General features: G+C 68.5%; 7 protein-coding genes. 3 read left to right on the forward strand and 4 right to left on the reverse strand.

What is annotated here, in order from left to right; all coding sequences use genetic code 11:
- From BMW54_RS12405 to BMW54_RS12415, 3 genes are all read right to left on the reverse strand, one after another.
- Nucleotides 1–1,419 (reverse strand): cytochrome ubiquinol oxidase subunit I, encoded by a 1,419-nt coding sequence (locus tag BMW54_RS12405; protein ID WP_090056399.1) that lies wholly within the window; start codon nucleotides 1,417–1,419, stop codon nucleotides 1–3.
- A 79-nt stretch (nucleotides 1,420–1,498) separates the two neighbouring features.
- The gene (locus BMW54_RS12410) at nucleotides 1,499–2,833 is read right to left on the reverse strand and encodes an ATP-binding protein (protein ID WP_090056401.1); all 1,335 of its coding nucleotides are present in this window, start codon (nucleotides 2,831–2,833) and stop codon (nucleotides 1,499–1,501) included.
- Nucleotides 2,833–3,537: a response regulator gene (locus tag BMW54_RS12415; protein ID WP_090056403.1), complete on the reverse strand. Its 705-nt coding sequence runs from the start codon at nucleotides 3,535–3,537 to the stop codon at nucleotides 2,833–2,835. The genes BMW54_RS12410 and BMW54_RS12415 overlap by 1 nt, the downstream gene beginning before the upstream one ends.
- A 165-nt stretch (nucleotides 3,538–3,702) precedes the next feature.
- On the opposite strand from BMW54_RS12415, the gene BMW54_RS12420 reads away from it, so the two are divergent.
- The 3 genes from BMW54_RS12420 to BMW54_RS12430 all read left to right on the forward strand — a co-directional run bounded on the left by BMW54_RS12420 (nucleotide 3,703) and on the right by BMW54_RS12430 (nucleotide 14,321).
- Nucleotides 3,703–4,533: an MlaA family lipoprotein gene (locus BMW54_RS12420; protein WP_090056405.1), complete on the forward strand. Its 831-nt coding sequence runs from the start codon at nucleotides 3,703–3,705 to the stop codon at nucleotides 4,531–4,533.
- 11 nt (nucleotides 4,534–4,544) lie between these two features.
- Nucleotides 4,545–4,751: a hypothetical protein gene (locus tag BMW54_RS12425; RefSeq protein WP_090056407.1), complete on the forward strand. Its 207-nt coding sequence runs from the start codon at nucleotides 4,545–4,547 to the stop codon at nucleotides 4,749–4,751.
- A gap of 270 nt (nucleotides 4,752–5,021) precedes the next feature.
- Nucleotides 5,022–14,321, forward strand: coding sequence for an autotransporter-associated beta strand repeat-containing protein (locus BMW54_RS12430; RefSeq protein WP_175472850.1), 9,300 nt, complete (start codon nucleotides 5,022–5,024; stop codon nucleotides 14,319–14,321).
- A gap of 106 nt (nucleotides 14,322–14,427) precedes the next feature.
- Here BMW54_RS12430 and katG read toward each other — a convergent pair whose 3' ends face one another.
- Entirely contained in the window at nucleotides 14,428–16,668 is a 2,241-nt protein-coding gene (gene katG / locus BMW54_RS12435; RefSeq protein ID WP_090056411.1) for a catalase/peroxidase HPI, read from the reverse strand.
- Nucleotides 16,669–16,697: the final 29 nt, after the last annotated feature.

Genomic DNA, 16,697 nt, shown 5'->3' on the forward strand with positions numbered 1-16,697 from the left:
TTACTCGTCGATGGCGTCGGTGGGACGGGAAAGGGGACGGTGATCGAAGCGATCGCGCCCGATGCCCGTGTCGGCGGCCTCGCCTTCCGCGACGTCGCGAGGCAGGTTCGGGCCCTTCGCCATCAGCTTGAGCATGTAGTAGATACCCGTGCCGAAGACGAGGAAGTACACGATCACGAAGATCATCAGCGACGTGCCCACCTGGTCCACCGTGAGCGGCGACACCGCGTCGCGCGTGCGCAGCACGCCGTAGACCACCCACGGCTGGCGCCCCGCCTCCGTGGTGATCCAGCCCGCGAGCAGCGCGATCAGGCCGGACGGACCCATGAACAGCACGAAGCGCTGGAACCAGCGAGCCTCGTAGAGCCGCCCGCCGCGCCGCAGCGCGAGCCCGAGCAAGGCCATGAGCAGCAGGAGCATGCCCATGCCCACCATCGTGCGGAAACTCCAGAACACGATCGTCGAGTTGGGCCGGTCCTCGGCGGGAAACGATTTGAGGCCCTGGATCTCGCCGTCCCACGAATGGGTGAGGATGAGGCTGCCGAGGTGCGGAATCTTCACGGCGTACTTCGTTTCTTCCGCCTGCATGTCGGGCCAGCCGACGAGGTTGAGCGACGTGCCGCCTTTCTCCGTTTCCCAGAGGCCTTCGATGGCCGCGATCTTCGCGGGCTGGTGCTCGCGGGTGTTGAGGCCATGCGCGTCGCCCGCCTCGATCTGGATGGGCACGACGATGAGCAGCATCCACAGCGCCATGGAGAAGGACTTCTTCACGGCTTCGTCCCTACGTCCGCGTAGCAGGTGCCATGCCGCGCAGGCGCCCACGATGGCGGCGGCGACGATGAACGCGGCGAGCGCCATGTGCACGAGGCGATAGGGGAACGACGGGTTGAAGACGATCTTCAGCCAGTCCACCGGCACGACGCGACCGTCGACGATCGCATGGCCCTGCGGCGTCTGCATCCAGCTGTTGGACGAAAGGATCCAGAAGGTGGAGATCAGCGTGCCGGTGGCGACCATGCAGGTGGCGAAGAAGTGGGCGCGCGGGCCGACCTTCGTCCAGCCGAACAGCATCACGCCGAGGAAGCCGGCCTCGAGGAAGAAGGCGGTCATCACCTCGAAAGCCAGCAGCGGCCCGGTCACCGCGCCGGCCACGGACGAGAATCCCGCCCAGTTGGTGCCGAACTCGTAGCTCATCACCACGCCGGAGACCACGCCCATGCCGAAGCCGACGGCGAAGATCTTCGACCAGAAGAAGAACAGCTCCTTGTAGACCGCTTTGCGCGTCTTCAGCCACAGGCCTTCCAGCACGGCGAGGTAGCTCGCCAGGCCGATGCTGATCGCCGGGAAGATGATGTGGAACGACACGGTGAAAGCGAATTGCCACCGCGCGAGGAGTAGCGCTTGTTCCGTCGTGGTCACACCCAGCCCCTTCGCCAATGACACGGCACGAGCGTGGCATGGCGGAACGTGCCGTGGCTTGGCGAAACGCGCCAGCCCCTCAGGACAATGGCAGGATCAACCGGGCCCGCAGGCCGCCGCCGGGCGCCGAATCCAGCACCACGTCGCCGCCGTGGGCGCGTAGCGCCGATCGGGCCGCCGCGAGGCCGAGGCCGACGCCACCGGTGGCCCGGTTGCGCGACGACTCGATGCGATAGAACGGGCGGAACACCGCCTCGCGCAACTCGGGTGCGATGCCGGGCCCCTCGTCCTCCACCTCGATCTCCACCGACGCCGGCGTGGTGCGAAGGGTGACGGTCGCGCGGCCACCGTACTTGAGCGCGTTCTCCACCACGTTGCTCAGCGCCCGGCGCAGGGCAAGCGGCCGGCCGGTATAAGTGATCCCGGGCCGCTCCTCGAAGACCACGTCGTGCCCCTCGTCGCGCAGGTCGTCGACCACGGTGCTCACGAGCTCCGAGAGCTTGAAACGCGTCGTGGGCTCGCGGTCGCTGTCGTCACGGAAGAAGCGTAGCGAGGCGTCGACCATGGCCTGCATCTCGTCCACGTCGCGAAACAGCTTGCGCTGCTGCTCGGCATCGGTGATGAACTCGCCACGGAGGCGCATACGTGTGAGGGGCGCGCGCAGGTCGTGCGAAATGGCGGCGAGCATCTCCGTGCGCGCGGTGACGTAGCGCTGCACGCGCTCCTGCATCTCGTTGAACGCCTGCGCCGCGACGCGGAATTCGAGGGGGCCGGACAGGTCCATCTGCGGCGCGTCCACGTCGCGACCGAAGCGCTGCGCCTGCCGGGCGAAGCGTTCCATCGGCCGGGCCAGGCGCCGGCTGGCCAGCGCCGCGACGACGAGGCTGCAGATGATGACGAACGCGGCGATCAGGGCGAAGCGCGCGCCGGCCGAAAGGCCCCAGCTACGTTGCGGTGCGATGAACTGCACCCACGAGCGATCGGGGAGATCGATCGCGAGCACGTAGAAGGGGATCGGCCGGCCACCGATCCCCGGCTCGCCCGCCTCGTAGGCCAGCACGCGCGCATCCGGCCGGCCGAGCAGCTCGCGGACCTTCTTGCGGCCGGCGTGGAACGTGCCACCTTCGATCGGTATCGGCAGCGCCTTGTCGTCGGCATGCCACTGCACGATGAAGCCAGGGTTGCTGCCTGCTTCGGCGAGCCGCGAGCGCAGCGACGGCGGCGCACCCTGGATGACGCGCACCACGGCCGCCGCCTGATCCACGATACCGATGTCGAAGAGTCCCGGCTTCGCCCACACACCGGCGAACTGCACGAACGCCGCGTTCATGGCGGCCGCGACGACGACGGCCACGACGATGTTGATCGCGATCCAGCGGCCGATCGTGTCGCGTCCGAAATGCCGCCACCGCATCAGGCGGCCTCCACCTTCGCGGCGAAGATGTAACCCACGTTGCGCACGGTGCGGATGAGCTCGGGGTCGCTGGGGTCCTCCTCGATCTTGCGGCGGAGTCGGCTCACCTGGACGTCGATGCTGCGGTCGAACGCCTCGTAGCCACGGCCGCGGGAGAGGTCGATCAGCTGCTCGCGCGTGAGCACGCGCTGCGGATGCTGCGCGAACGTCACGAGCAGGGCGAACTCGCCGCCGGAGAGCGGGGTCAGCGTGTGGTCGGACGAGCGCAGCTCGCGCCGGATGATGTCGAGCCGCCAGCCGCTGAACGTCAGCGCCAGGTTCGCGTTCTCGGCCTTGCCGGTGCCGGCGCTTCGACGGAACACCGCGCGGATGCGCGCGAGCAGCTCCCTCGCGTCGAAGGGCTTGGTGACGTAGTCGTCCGCGCCGAGCTCCAGGCCCACGATGCGATCGGTGGTCTCCGTCGCGCCCGTGAGCATGATGATCGGCACCTTGTGGTTCGCGCGCAGTCGCCGGCACAGACTGAAGCCGTCCTCGTCGGGAAGCATGACGTCGAGGATGATCAGGTCGAACGTCGTGGTCGCGAGCCGCGCGTCCATCTCCGTGCCGGACGCCGCCGTCTCCGCCCCGAATCCGTGGTTCATCAGGAACCGACGCAGGAGCGCACGGATTTCGTCGTCGTCGTCGACTATGAGGATGCGCTGCATGGTGGTGCGAACCAGAGTCCAGGGCAGCCCGTTATAGACGGTCGCGGCGGGGAAGTGTCAATTGTTTCCAGGCTGAAATGTCGTTGCCGGGCCGTTACGAAGCGGACAAACGCAGCACGCAATGATCCCGCAGCCTCTGCCGGCATCCCCACCCGGAGTCCCGTCATGCCAGCAGTCCGCGCCGTTCCCCCGTTTCCGCCGCGCGAGTCCGTCGCGGGCACGTTGCTCGTCCAGGCCGGCCGCGCCGGCCTCATCCTGGGCGCGCTGGTCGTCGCGGGATGCGCTCAGCAGGCGAAGCCTTCCGGCGATGCCGGAGCGGTCGTCGCGCCCGCGAACGACGAGCCGATCAACCGCAAGGTCTTCGCCTTCAATCGCGGCGTGGACAAGGTGGTCCTTAAGCCCGTGGCGCGCGGTTACTCGCATCTGCCGTCGGGCGTGCGCCGGGGCGTGCGTCATTTCGTCTGGAACCTGCAGGAGCCGATCGTGTTCGCAAACGATCTGCTCCAGGCGAATTTTCTGCGTTCGCTCAACACCGCCGGGCGCTTCATCGTGAATTCCACCGTTGGCGTCGCCGGCATCTTCGATGTGGCAGGGAAGTGGGGCATGCCTCATCATGGCGCCGACCTCGGCCAGACGTTCGGTGTCTGGGGTATCGGCCCGGGCCACACGGTGGAGCTGCCGCTGTTCGGCTCGTCGAACGTGCGCGACACGGTGGGCCGCGTACTGACCGCCGGGCTGTACAAGCTGGGCGACAACTCCGACACGGTGCAGACGCTGGAGACGGTGCGCACCGTGGGTGGCATCGTCGACGGTCGCGCGCAGGCGCTTCCGCTGACCGATCGCCTCGAGACATCGCCGGACTACTACGCCGCGTTGCGCGACAACGCCGCGGCGCGGCGGGCGCAGCTGGTGGAGGAGGGGCGGCGCGGCGACGTCCATGTCGAAGAGTCACCCGCCGAAAGCCGCGCCGCGACCGGCCTCCCCATGAATCCGTGAGGAACATCGCGATGACGCAGTCGCAGGAGAAAGCGCGTGTGCTCGCGGCGGCGAGCGACATCGAGCCCGATGCCGGCCGGCGTCTCGAATGGTACGCGCACGTGCCGATCCGATGCTTCGGCGAGCGGACCGCCGCCGAAGTAGTGGCCGCCGGCGAAACCCGCCGACTCATCGAGATGATCCGCGATATCCGACGTGCCGAAAAAGAGTGGCGATAGTCGCCGCGTGATGGGTCGATGCGACCCATCTTTCTCACGCGGTTCACAACCGTGCACGCTTTTTCACGCGTGATCACGGGTTGACTCGCAACTTGCCTAGTTTGTGCATCGACGCCTTGAGGCGCTCGCTTAGTCTCAGGCCGCAGTTAAAACACCGTTCCCGAAACGTCGTCTGGCGAAACGCCGGACCAGCGAAGTGCGGCCCGCGTTTTTCGAACGCGATCCGCCGTGGCGGCGAAGGAACACCACCTGCGGCTTCTGGGGATGATAATGAGCAAGCGTCGTGTGGAGTCGGTTCGTCGCAACACCCTTACCCGTGGCATCTATCTCGCACTGACGTCGGTGCTTGCGACACCACTTCTTACAACGCCCGCCGAGGCCGCCTGCTCGCAAACGGGCGTGATCATCACCTGCCCGACCGGCTCTTCCACCACGAATCTCGTGGATGCCACGAACGGCGTCACCGTGAACGTGGAGAGCAACGCGCTCGTGAGCGTTCCCCTGCTCGCTGGCGGGACGGCCATGCGCCTTTCCGGCAACGGCATCACGCTGAACAACGCGGGGACCATCGATCCGTCGCTCACGGGTGGCCTCAGCGTCGCGGCCGCCGGTGCCTATCTCGGCAACGCGTCGGGTGCGGCGAACACGATCAACGTCAACAACCAGGTGGGCGGACGGATCGCCGGAGTGTTCAACCTCGCTTCGCTGCTCGGCGTGGGCGGTCAGGCGCTGCTGGTGCAGAACGGCGCGGGTGGTGTGACGAACATCCGCAACGAAGGCCAGTTCGACATGTCGATCTTCGGCACGGGGATCCTCACGGTGTCGGATACGCCGGCGATCATCAGCTACGGCGGAGCGCAGACCAACGTCGTCAACCTGCGCACGGGCGATCTCTCCAACCCTCTGAATAACACCGGCAAGATCCGCGGACGCATAGGCTTTGGCGGATCGGCCGCGGGCAACACGTTCGTGAACGCGGGCATCCTCGACGGCAGCCTGTACATGGGCAACTCGGCCGGCGCCAACGTCTACACCGCCGTCTCCGGATCGAGCGTGCTCAACACGGGTATCGGTGTCGACACGGCGCTCGTCGACATCGGCATCAGTCTCGCTGGCGCGGGTACCGTCAATGGCGGCACGGGTAGCCTGACCAATCGCCTCGTGCTGCAGAACGCCGCCACCGGTACCGGGTCGGGCGCGACCGGCACCGTCACCACGATCGATGGTGCGCGTTTCTTCAACTTCCAGAACCTGATCGTCAACAGCGGCACCTGGAATCTGGTCAACACCGTGGGCAGCGGCGCAGGCACGCTCAGCACCACGTTGAACGACGGGCAGATCAACTTCAGCAGCGCCGCCAATTTCGGCACGGGCCTGTTCACCGCGAACGGCGGCGCGCTGGCCGCGTCCACGGCGGGGCTCACGCTCGCCAAGGACATCACGCTGGGCGGCAACGGCAAGCTCACGCTCGCGGGCGGCAACGCGTTCTCGATGACGGGCGTGCTCTCCGGAACGGGCGGCCTCACCGTGACGAATCCCGGCGTCACGCTCTCCGGAAACAATACCTTCGCAGGAGGCGTGAACCTCAACGCGACGAGCCTCACGTTGACCAACGCGAACGCGTTGGGCACCGGCGCCCTGGCGGTGGGCGCCAACGCGACGCTCGCGACCAGCGCGCCGCTTACGCTGAACAACGCGATCAGCGTCAACGCGGGCAACACGCTGACGTTGCCCGGCGCGCAGGCGCTGACGCTCAATGGAGGTCTTTCAGGGGCGGGCAACCTGACCAAGGCTGGTGCAGCGACGCTCACCCTCGGCGGCGCGAGCACCCTCACCGGTGCATTCTCGATCACAGGGGGATCGGTGGCGCTCGGCGCCGCGGGCAACCTCTCACCCACGGCGGCGATATCGCTCGCGGCGGGATCGGCGCTCGACATCTCCGGCGCCACGGCGAACCAGTCGATCGGTTCCCTCGCGGGCGCGGGAGGCACCGTGTCGCTCGGTGGCCGCACGCTCACGCTCGGAGGTCTCGGCGACACCGCGTATGCCGGGATCATCACGGGATCCGGTGCGCTGGTGAAGAACGGGACCGGTATCCAGACGCTCACGGGCACCAACACGTTCACGGGTGGCGTGACGCTCAACGCCGGCGGACTTCGTCTGGGCAGCGGCGCGGCGATCGGCGGCGGCCTGCTCAACGTGGGCGGTGCCGCGTCGCTCGACGGCACGACGGCGGCGCTGTCGCTCGGCAACACGATCAACATCGGCACGGGCTCGTCACTGATTCTGCCGGGCACGCAGGACATCACGCTCGCCGCTCCGATCACCGGCGACGGCGGCATCGTCAAGAGCGGCGCCACGGCGCTGACGCTCAACGGCGTGAACACGTTCACCGGCGGCGTCGCGGTCAACGGCGGAACCGTGACGCTCGGCAACAGCAACGCGCTTGGCACGGGACTCTTCAGCGTCAATCAGAGCACGACGCTGACCGGGAGCGTCGGGCTGAACCTCGCGAACGCCATGAACATCGCCAGCGGCGCGAATCTCACCTATCTCGGGACGCAGCCTTCGACGTTCAGTGGCGTGCTCGCCGGGCAGGGCGGCCTGATCAAGTCCGGCACCGGGACGCTGACGCTGACCGGTGCGAACACGTTCACCGGTGGCCTCAACGTCGCCGCCGGTACGCTGGCCATCGGGGCGGGCGGAAGCCTCGCGTCGACCGGTGCCGTCAACCTCTCCGGTGCCGGGGCGGTGTTCGACATCGCGGGTGCGACGACCGCGCAGACCATCGGCTCGCTGGCCGGCGTCGGGGGAACGACGGTCTCCCTCGGTGCCAACACGCTCACCTTCGGCGACGCGACGAACCAGACCTTCGCCGGCACGATCGGCGGCACCGGCGGCCTGGTGAAGACGGGCACGGGCGTGCAGACCCTGACGGGTGCGAACACGTTCACCGGCGGCGTGAACCTCGCCGCGGGCGGCCTCGTGCTCGGCAACAGCGGTGCCATCGGATCGGGCACGCTGAGCGTGACCGGTGCCGGCACGCTGGACAGCACCGCGGCGCTCAATCTGGCGAACAACGTCGATCTCGCAGGCGGTGCCCTGAACCTCTTGGGCAGCCAGAACGTCACCCTCGGTGGCACGATCAGCGGCAGCGGCAGCCTGATCAAGAATGGCGGCACGCTGCTGACGCTCAATGGAGCGAACAGTTACAGCGGCGGCACCACGGTCAACGCGGGTGGGCTGCTGCTCGGCAACAGCGGGGCGCTCGGTACCGGCGCGCTGAACGTCGGTGGCGCCGTGACGCTCGACGGCTCGACGGCGCTCAATCTCGGTAACGCCGTGGCGCTCGGCACCGGTGCGTCGCTCAACGTGCTCGGCGGACAAAACGTGACGCTCGGCGGCATCGTGTCCGGCGCGGGCAACCTCGTGAAGAACGGCAGCGCCACGCTCACGCTCGATGGCGCGAATACGTACGCCGGCGGAACGACGGTGAATGCCGGCGGCCTGGTGCTCGGCAACAGCGGCGCACTCGGCACCGGCGCGCTCAACGTCGGCGGCGCGGTGACGCTGGATGGCTCAACCGCGCTCAACCTCGCCAACGGCATCGCGCTGGGCGCCGGCGGTTCGCTCAACCTGCTCGGAAGCCAGGACGTGACGCTCGGCGGTGTCGTCTCCGGCACCGGAAGCCTGACGAAGAACGGCGCGTCCGTGTTGACCCTCGGCAACGCGAACACCTTCAGCGGTGGCGTGAACCTCAACGCCGGCACGCTCGTGCTCGGCAACGGAAGCGCGCTCGGTACCGGTGCGCTGAACGTCGCCGGCAACGCGACGCTCGATGCGAACGCGCCGGTCGCGATCACGAACACGATCGGTATCGCGGCCGGTACCAACCTCGCGCTGGGCGGCAGCAACGCGCTGACGCTCAGCGGCGCGATCGGCGGCACGGGCGGCCTGGTCAAGAACGGCGCCGCCACGGTGACGCTCGGCGCCGCGAACACCTATACCGGCGGCACGACGATCAACGCCGGAACGCTCGCAGTGGGCGCGGGCGGCAGCCTCGCCGCGACCGGTGCCGTCAATCTCGCCGGCCCCGGCATCCTCGACCTTTCCGCCGCGACGAATCAGACCGTCGGCGCGCTGTCGGGTGTCGCGGGAAGCGGTCTCGTCCTCGGCGGCAGCACCCTGACCTTCGGCGATGCGTCCAACCAGACCTTCGACGGCGTCATCAGCGGTGGCGGCGGACTGGTGAAGTTGGGCGCCGGCGTCCAGACGCTGGGCGGCGCCAACACCTTCGGCGGCGGCGTGAACCTGGTCGGCGGCGGCCTCGTCGTCGGCAACGACGCGGCGCTGGGCACCGGCGGGCTGACCATCAGCGGCGCGGTCACGCTGGACTCGACCGGCCCGGTCACCCTCGCGAACGACATCCTGCTCAACGCGGGACTCACCGTGCTCGGCAGCAACGCGCTGACGCTCAACGGCCAGTTGACGGGCGCGGGCGGGCTGACGAAGGACGGCGCCGCCACGCTCACGCTCAATGGCATCAACAGCTACACGGGCGGTACCGACGTCGTCGGCGGCACCCTCGCGCTCGGCGCCGGTGCGAGCCTTTCGGCGGCCGGCATCGTGAACCTCGGGGCGGGTACCACGCTCGACCTTTCGGCAGGCAACGGGACGCAGACCGTCGGCACGCTCACGGGATCGGGCTCCGTGAACCTCGGTGCGAATTCCATCACCGTGGGCGATGCGATCGACGGTATCTTCAGCGGCTCCATCGCCGGTACCGGCGGACTCGTCAAGGTCGGTGCGGGCACGGAGACGCTCACCGGCACGAACACTTATACCGGCGGTACCCTCATCAACGCCGGCACGCTCGCCATCGGGGCGGGTGGCAGCCTTTCGTCCGTGGGCGCGGTCACGCTAGCGGCACCGGGCACGGGCTTCGACATCTCGGCCGGTGGCGACCAGACCATCGGCCTGCTCAACGGTGTCGCCGGGAGCACGGTGACGCTCGGCGGCAACACGCTCACGCTTTCGGGCATCGCCAACGGCGCGTACGACGGACTGATCGCCGGTACGGGCGGCCTCGTGAAGAACGGCGCGGGCATCCAGGAACTGGGCGGCGCCAACACGTTCGCCGGCGGCGTCACGCTCAACGCGGGCGGGCTGGTGCTCGGCAACGCGGGTGCGCTCGGCACCGGCGCGCTCACCGTCGGCGGCAACGCGTCGCTCGACACCACCGGCGCGTTAAACGTGACCAACGACATCGATCTCGCGGGCGGCGCGAACCTCGATATCCTCGGTTCCAACGCGCTCACGCTCGGTGGCGCGATCACCGGCGCCGGCGGTCTGATCAAGAACGGCGGTTCGGTCCTCACGCTCACCAACACCAACACGTACACGGGCGGCACGACGATCAACGCCGGCACGCTCGCCATCGGCGCGGGCGGCAGCCTCGCGTCGACGGGCGCGCTCAACCTCGCCGGCCCGGGTTCGTTCGACATCTCGGCGGGCGGTGCGCAGACGATCGGTTCGCTGGCCGGCGTCGCCGGAAGCACCGTGGCGCTCGGTGCCAACACGCTCACGCTGGGCGGCACGGGCGATGCGACCTTCGCCGGAACGATCGGCGGCAGCGGCGGCATCGTGAAGGACGGCGCGGGCGTGCAGACGCTCACGGGCGCCAACACGTTCAGTGGCGGCGTCACGTTGAACGCGGGCGGCCTCGTCGTCGGCAACGACGCCTCGCTGGGTACGGGCGCGCTGACCGTCGGCGGCGCGTCCACCCTCGACGCGCTCACCGCCGTCACGCTTGCCAACGACATGACGCTGAATGCCGGGCTCACCGTGCTCGGCACGAACGACATGACGTTCAACGGCGACCTCTCGGGCACGGGCAGCCTGACCAAGGAAGGCCTCGCCACGCTGACCTTGAACGGCACAAATACCTATACCGGCGGCACCTTCATCAACGCCGGCACGCTGGCTCTCGGCGCGGGCGCGAGCCTCTATGCGCAGGGCACCGTCAACCTCGCGACGAACGCGACGTTCGACCTCTCGGCGGGCGCCGGCACGCAGGTGTTCGGCACGCTGATCGGCGACGGCACCGTGAACCTCGGCGGCAACACGCTCACCATCGGTGGGCCGACCGACGGCACGTTCGGCGGATCGATCGGCGGCACGGGCGGCCTGATCAAGGAAGGCACGGGGACCGAAACGCTCACGGGCACGAACACGTTCACGGGTGGCACGACGATCAACGCGGGCACGCTCGCGATCGGCCCGGGCGGCAGCCTGTCGCCGGTGGGCGCGGTGACGCTGGCGAACGCGGGAACGACGTTCGACATCTCCGGCGGCGGCAACCAGGCGATCGGCTCGCTCGCGGGCGTCGCGGGAAGCGACGTCACCCTGGGCGCCAACACGCTCACGCTCAATGGCATCGGCAACACCAACTACGACGGCGTCATCTCCGGCACCGGCGGCCTGATCAAGAACGGTCCGGGCACGCAGGGCCTGGGCGGCGCGAACACGTTCAGCGGCGGCGTCGTTCTCAACCAGGGTGGCCTGCTCGTCGGCAACGACGCGGCGCTGGGGACGGGCACGCTCACCGTCGCCGGCAACGGCACGCTCGACGCGAGCACGCCGGTGACACTCGCGAACGCCATCGCGCTCGACGCCGGCCTGACGATCCTCGGCAGCAACGACCTGACGCTGGGCGGCGCGATCACCGGGGCGGGAAGCCTGACGAAGGACGGCGCCGCGACACTGACCCTGACGGGTGCGAACACGTACACCGGCGGCACGACGATCAACGGCGGCACGCTCGCGATCGGCGCGGGTGGGAGCCTGGCGGCGGGCGGGGCGGTGAACCTCACCGGTGCCTCGACCTTCGACATCTCCGCGGGCGGCGACCAGACGATCGGCTCGCTCGGCGGCGTGGTGGGCAGCAACGTGACGCTCGGTGCCAACACGCTCACGCTCGGCGGCGATACGGATTCCAGCTTCGACGGCGTCATCGACGGCACCGGCGGACTGGTGAAGAACGGCGCGGGCACGTTGGGACTCGGCGGCGCGAACACGTTCAGCGGCGGCGTGACGCTCAACGCGGGCGGCCTGCTCCTCGGCAACGACGCCGCGCTGGGAACCGGCGACCTCACCGTCGGCGGCGCGGCATCGCTGGACACGACCGGGGCGCTGACGCTCGCCAACAACATCGTGCTCAACGCGTCGCTCGCGCTGCCCGGAGGTAACGACCTCACGCTCGACGGCGACATCTCCGGCGCGGGTGGGCTGACCAAGGGCGGCGACGCGACGCTGACCCTCAACGGCGACAACAGCTACGCCGGTGGCACGACGGTCAACGGTGGCACGCTCGTGGTCGGCAGCGACACGGCGCTCGGCACCGGCGGCCTCGCGATCGACGACGCGGCCCTCGAAGCGGGCACCGCGGTCACGCTGGCGAACAACGTCGCGGTCGGGCCCAACGGCGTCACCGTGCAGGGTGCGGAGGATCTCACGCTCAACGGCAATCTTTCCGGCACCGGCCTGCTCGACAAGAACGACACGGGCAGCCTCACCCTCGGTGGCACGCTGGCCGGGTTCACCGGTGGCATCAACGTCAACGGCGGCATCCTCAACGCGAGCAATCCGTACACCGGCGGCATCTCGGTCGGCGCGAACGCGACCGCCAACCTCGACGGCACGGGCAACATCCTGAATCTGATCGGGCCCATCGCCGGTACGCTCAACATCGGTGGCGGCAGCAACCTCGATCTGGATTACGACGAGCTGCCCGATGTGACCGGCACGGTGAACGGCACCGGGCCGGGAACGACGCTCAACATCACGGGCGACGGCGAAGGCACGCTCGCGAACGGCGTCTTCAACGGCATCGACAACCTGACGACGGCGGCGGGTACGTTGTCCGTGAACGCGGGCACGTCCGTGACGTTCGCGGGCGGCAGCACGATCGGCGGCAACCTCGTGGTCAACGGCACGTTGGGCGGTCCGGTGACGGTGAATCCAGGCGGCGGTGTCGTCGGTGGCGGCACGATCGACGGTCCGGTCACCGTCGACGGCGGCACGATCGCACCCAGCGGCATCGACGGCGCGACGGGCCCGGCGGGCGGAACCGGCACGGCCGGCACCACGCTCACGACCGGCGGCCTCACGCTGAGCGGCGACTCGGTCACGCAGATCCGGGTGAACGGCACCGGCGCCGGCGACAGCATCACGGCGAACGGTCCGGCGACGGTGGGCGGCAGCCTGGTCGTCCTGCCCACCGGCAGCACGTTCGGTCCCGTGAACCGGTACACCATCCTCAACGCCAGCGGCGGCATCACCGGCACCTACGGAAACGTCACGCAGGGCCTGTTCCCGTTCCTCGACACGGGCGTCGTTCAGTCGGGCAACCAGCTGATCCTCACGCTGTCGCAAGCCGGTAGCGGTCTGGGGACGGGCGGTATCCGCTTCGACCAGTTCCCGGGCCTCAGTAACAATCAGGCCAACATGGCGACGGCGCTGCAGACCATCGCCACGTCGGGCGGCGACCCGCTGCCCACGCTCCTCGGCACGGTGCGCGGACTGCGTGCTGACCAGGTGGTGCGGGCGTTCGATTCGCTGACCGGCGAGACCTACGCCTCGGCGGCGACCGCGGAACTGACGGGGCAGAGCCAGTATCAGGACACGGTGTTCTACCGGCTCAAGCTGCAGCGCGATACGGGCGAGCAGGGCACGGCGGTATGGGCGGTGCCGTACACGTCGAGCAGCGACCTCGATCGCAACGCGAACGTCGCCCGCGCCGACTACCGGATCCACGGCGTCGTGGTCGGTACCGACGCCGCGCTGACACCGGACCTGCGTGTCGGTGTCCATGCCAACTTCGCGAATTCGCGCACGGAAGTCGACCAGCGTGGCGACTACACCGACGTCGACCAGTACGGCATCGGTCTGCACGCGCTCTACTTCAACCAGCAGCGGTTCTGGGTCGAGGGCCTGGCCTCGTACGGGCATCTCGACGCGGACAGCTCGCGCCGCATCAGCGTGGGCGCGTTCACGCCGCAGGCGACCGGGCGCTACGACGGCAAGGCCATCAACGCGTCGATCGAGGGCGGCTACCGCTTCCAGCTGAGCGACACGATGCATCTCGAGCCGTTCATCGGCGCGTACTACACGAAGGTGAAGTACGACGGGTTCACGGAGAAGGGGGCGGGCGACGCGGATCTTCGCGTGGGCCAGGCCGAGGCGCGCAGCATGCAGTACGGGATCGGCGCGCGGCTGGTGGGTGACGTCGATCTCGGCGTGCAGGGCACCAAACTCCATCCCATCGTGATGGTTCGCTACCTGCACAACACCAAGGACGAGGACATCTCGGTGAACAACGCGTTCGCCGGTGCTCCCGCGACACCGTTCACGGTGCAGGGCTCGCGCCCGATGCGGAACCACTGGCAGGCCGGTGTCGGCGTGAGCTTCGACATCACGCCGAAGGCCAGCACGTTCGTGTACTACAACGCGGATCGTGCCGAGCACACGAAGAGCGACTCGGTGAACCTCGGCGTGCGCTGGACGTTCTGAGGTAGGAGCGCGCCCTGCGCGCGACAGCGTCTCGCGATGAGCCACAGGGCCTGTGGCTCATCGCGAGACGCTGTCGCGCGCAGGGCGCGCTCCTACGTCGTGGGTCTTACCGCGTCTTCAGGTCGAAGCGGTCGAGGTTCATCACCTTGACCCATGCCGCGACGAAATCCTTGACGAACTTCGCTTCGGATCCCGCTTCGGCGTAGACCTCCGCCAACGCGCGCAGGATGGAGTTCGAGCCGAAGATCAGGTCGACGCGGCTCGCCGTCCATTTCAGCGCACCCGTCTTGCGGTCGCTGCCTTCGAACGATTCCCGCGCCGGCGACGCCGGCTTCCAGACCGTGCCCATGTCGAGCAGGTTCCGGAAGAAATCGTTCGTCAGCTGTCCGGGACGATCGGTGAAGACGCCTTGTCGCGTACCGTCGACGTTCGTTCCGAGGACACGCATGCCGCCGACGAGGGCCGTCATTTCCGGCGCGGTGAGCGTCAGCAGCTGGGCCCGGTCGATCAGCAGGTGCTCCGCGGGCACGCTGTAACGTGCCTTCAGGTAATTGCGGAAGCCGTCGGCCTTGGGTTCGAGCGCGTCGAACGATTCGACGTCCGTCTGTTCCTGGGTCGCATCGGTGCGGCCGGGAGCGAAGGGCACGGTGACGTCGTGTCCCGCATCACGCGCGGCCTTTTCGACGGCGGCGCTACCCGCGAGCACGATCAGGTCGGCCAGCGAGATATTCTTGCCGCCCGCCGCGGAGCCGTTGTACTCGTCGCGGATCGCTTCCAGCTTCGCCAGCACCCGCTCGAGCTGCTCCGGCTGGTTCGACTTCCAGCCCTTCTGCGGTTCGAGACGGATGCGCGCGCCGTTCGCGCCGCCGCGCTTGTCGCCGCCGCGGAACGTCGACGCCGACGCCCATGCGGTCGAGACGAGCTCGGACACCGTGAGTCCCGACGCGAGGATCTTCGCCTTCAGCGCGCCGATGTCCGCATCGTCCACGAGCGGATGATCGGCCTTCGGCAGCGGGTCCTGCCAGAGGAGTTCCTCGGCGGGGACCTCGGGACCGAGGTAGCGCGAGCGCGGCCCCATGTCACGGTGCGTGAGCTTGTACCACGCGCGGGCGAACGCGTCGGCGAACTGATCCGGGTTCTCGAGGAATCGACGCGAGATCTTTTCATACGCCGGATCGAGCTTCAGCGAGAGGTCGGTGGTCAGCATCGTCGGCTTGCGCTTGCCGTCGCCGAACGGATCGGGAATGGTCGCCTCGGCCCCGATGGCCGTCCACTGATTCGCACCCGCCGGGCTCTTCGTGAGTTCCCATTCGTTGTCGAAGAGGATGCGGAAGAAATCGTGGCTCCACTTCGCGGGGGTCCGGGTCCACGTGACCTCGAGGCCGCTGGTGATCGTATCGGCACCGACGCCGGAACCGTGCGCGTTGCGCCAGCCCAGGCCCATCTGTTCGAGTTCCGCCGCTTCGGGTTCGAGGTCGACGTTCTTGGCGTCGGCCGCGCCGTGCGTCTTGCCGAAGGTGTGACCGCCGGCGATCAGGGCGACGGTCTCTTCGTCGTTCATAGCCATGCGCGCGAAGGTCTCGCGGATGTCGTGCGCCGCCGCGATCGGATCGGGTTTGCCTTCGGGGCCTTCGGGATTGACGTAGATGAGGCCCATCTGCACGGCGGCCAGCGGGTTCTCCAGGTGGCGGCCGCCTTCGGTGCGATCCTGCTCTTCGCCGTGCAGGTGCGGATCGGCCACGAGCGTGCCGTCGCCCTTGTAGCGATGGTCGCCGCCGAGCCACTCTTTTTCGTTGCCCCAGTAGACGTCGTTGTCCGGTTCCCAGGTGTCCTCGCGTCCGCCGGCGAAGCCGAACGTCTTGAACCCCATCGACTCCAGCGCGACGTTGCCGGTGAGGATGAGCAGGTCGGCCCACGAGATGCTCTTGCCGTACTTCTGCTTGATGGGCCAGAGGAGGCGACGCGCCTTGTCGAGGCTGACGTTGTCCGGCCAGCTGTTCAGCGGCGCGAAGCGCTGCTGGCCACGCCCGCCACCGCCGCGCCCGTCGCCGATGCGGTAGGTGCCGGCGCTGTGCCACGCCATGCGGATGAAGAGGGGACCGTAGTGGCCGAAGTCGGCCGGCCACCATTCCTGGGAGTCGGTCATCAGCGCGCGGAGGTCTTCCTTCAGCGCCTTGTAGTCGAGCTTGCCGAACGCTTCGGCATAGTCGAAGTCGGGATCGAGCGGATTGGACTTCGACGAATGCTGGCTGAGCAGATCCACCCGCAAGCGGTGGGGCCACCAGTCGCTGTTGGTCGTGCCGCCTCCCGCGGTGTGTTTGAAGGGGCACTTCGCTTCGTTCGACATGCGTGCTACTCCTCTGGCTTGCCGGGGCC

The organism is Luteibacter sp. 329MFSha, assembly GCF_900111665.1.
Lineage (GTDB): Bacteria > Pseudomonadota > Gammaproteobacteria > Xanthomonadales > Rhodanobacteraceae > Luteibacter.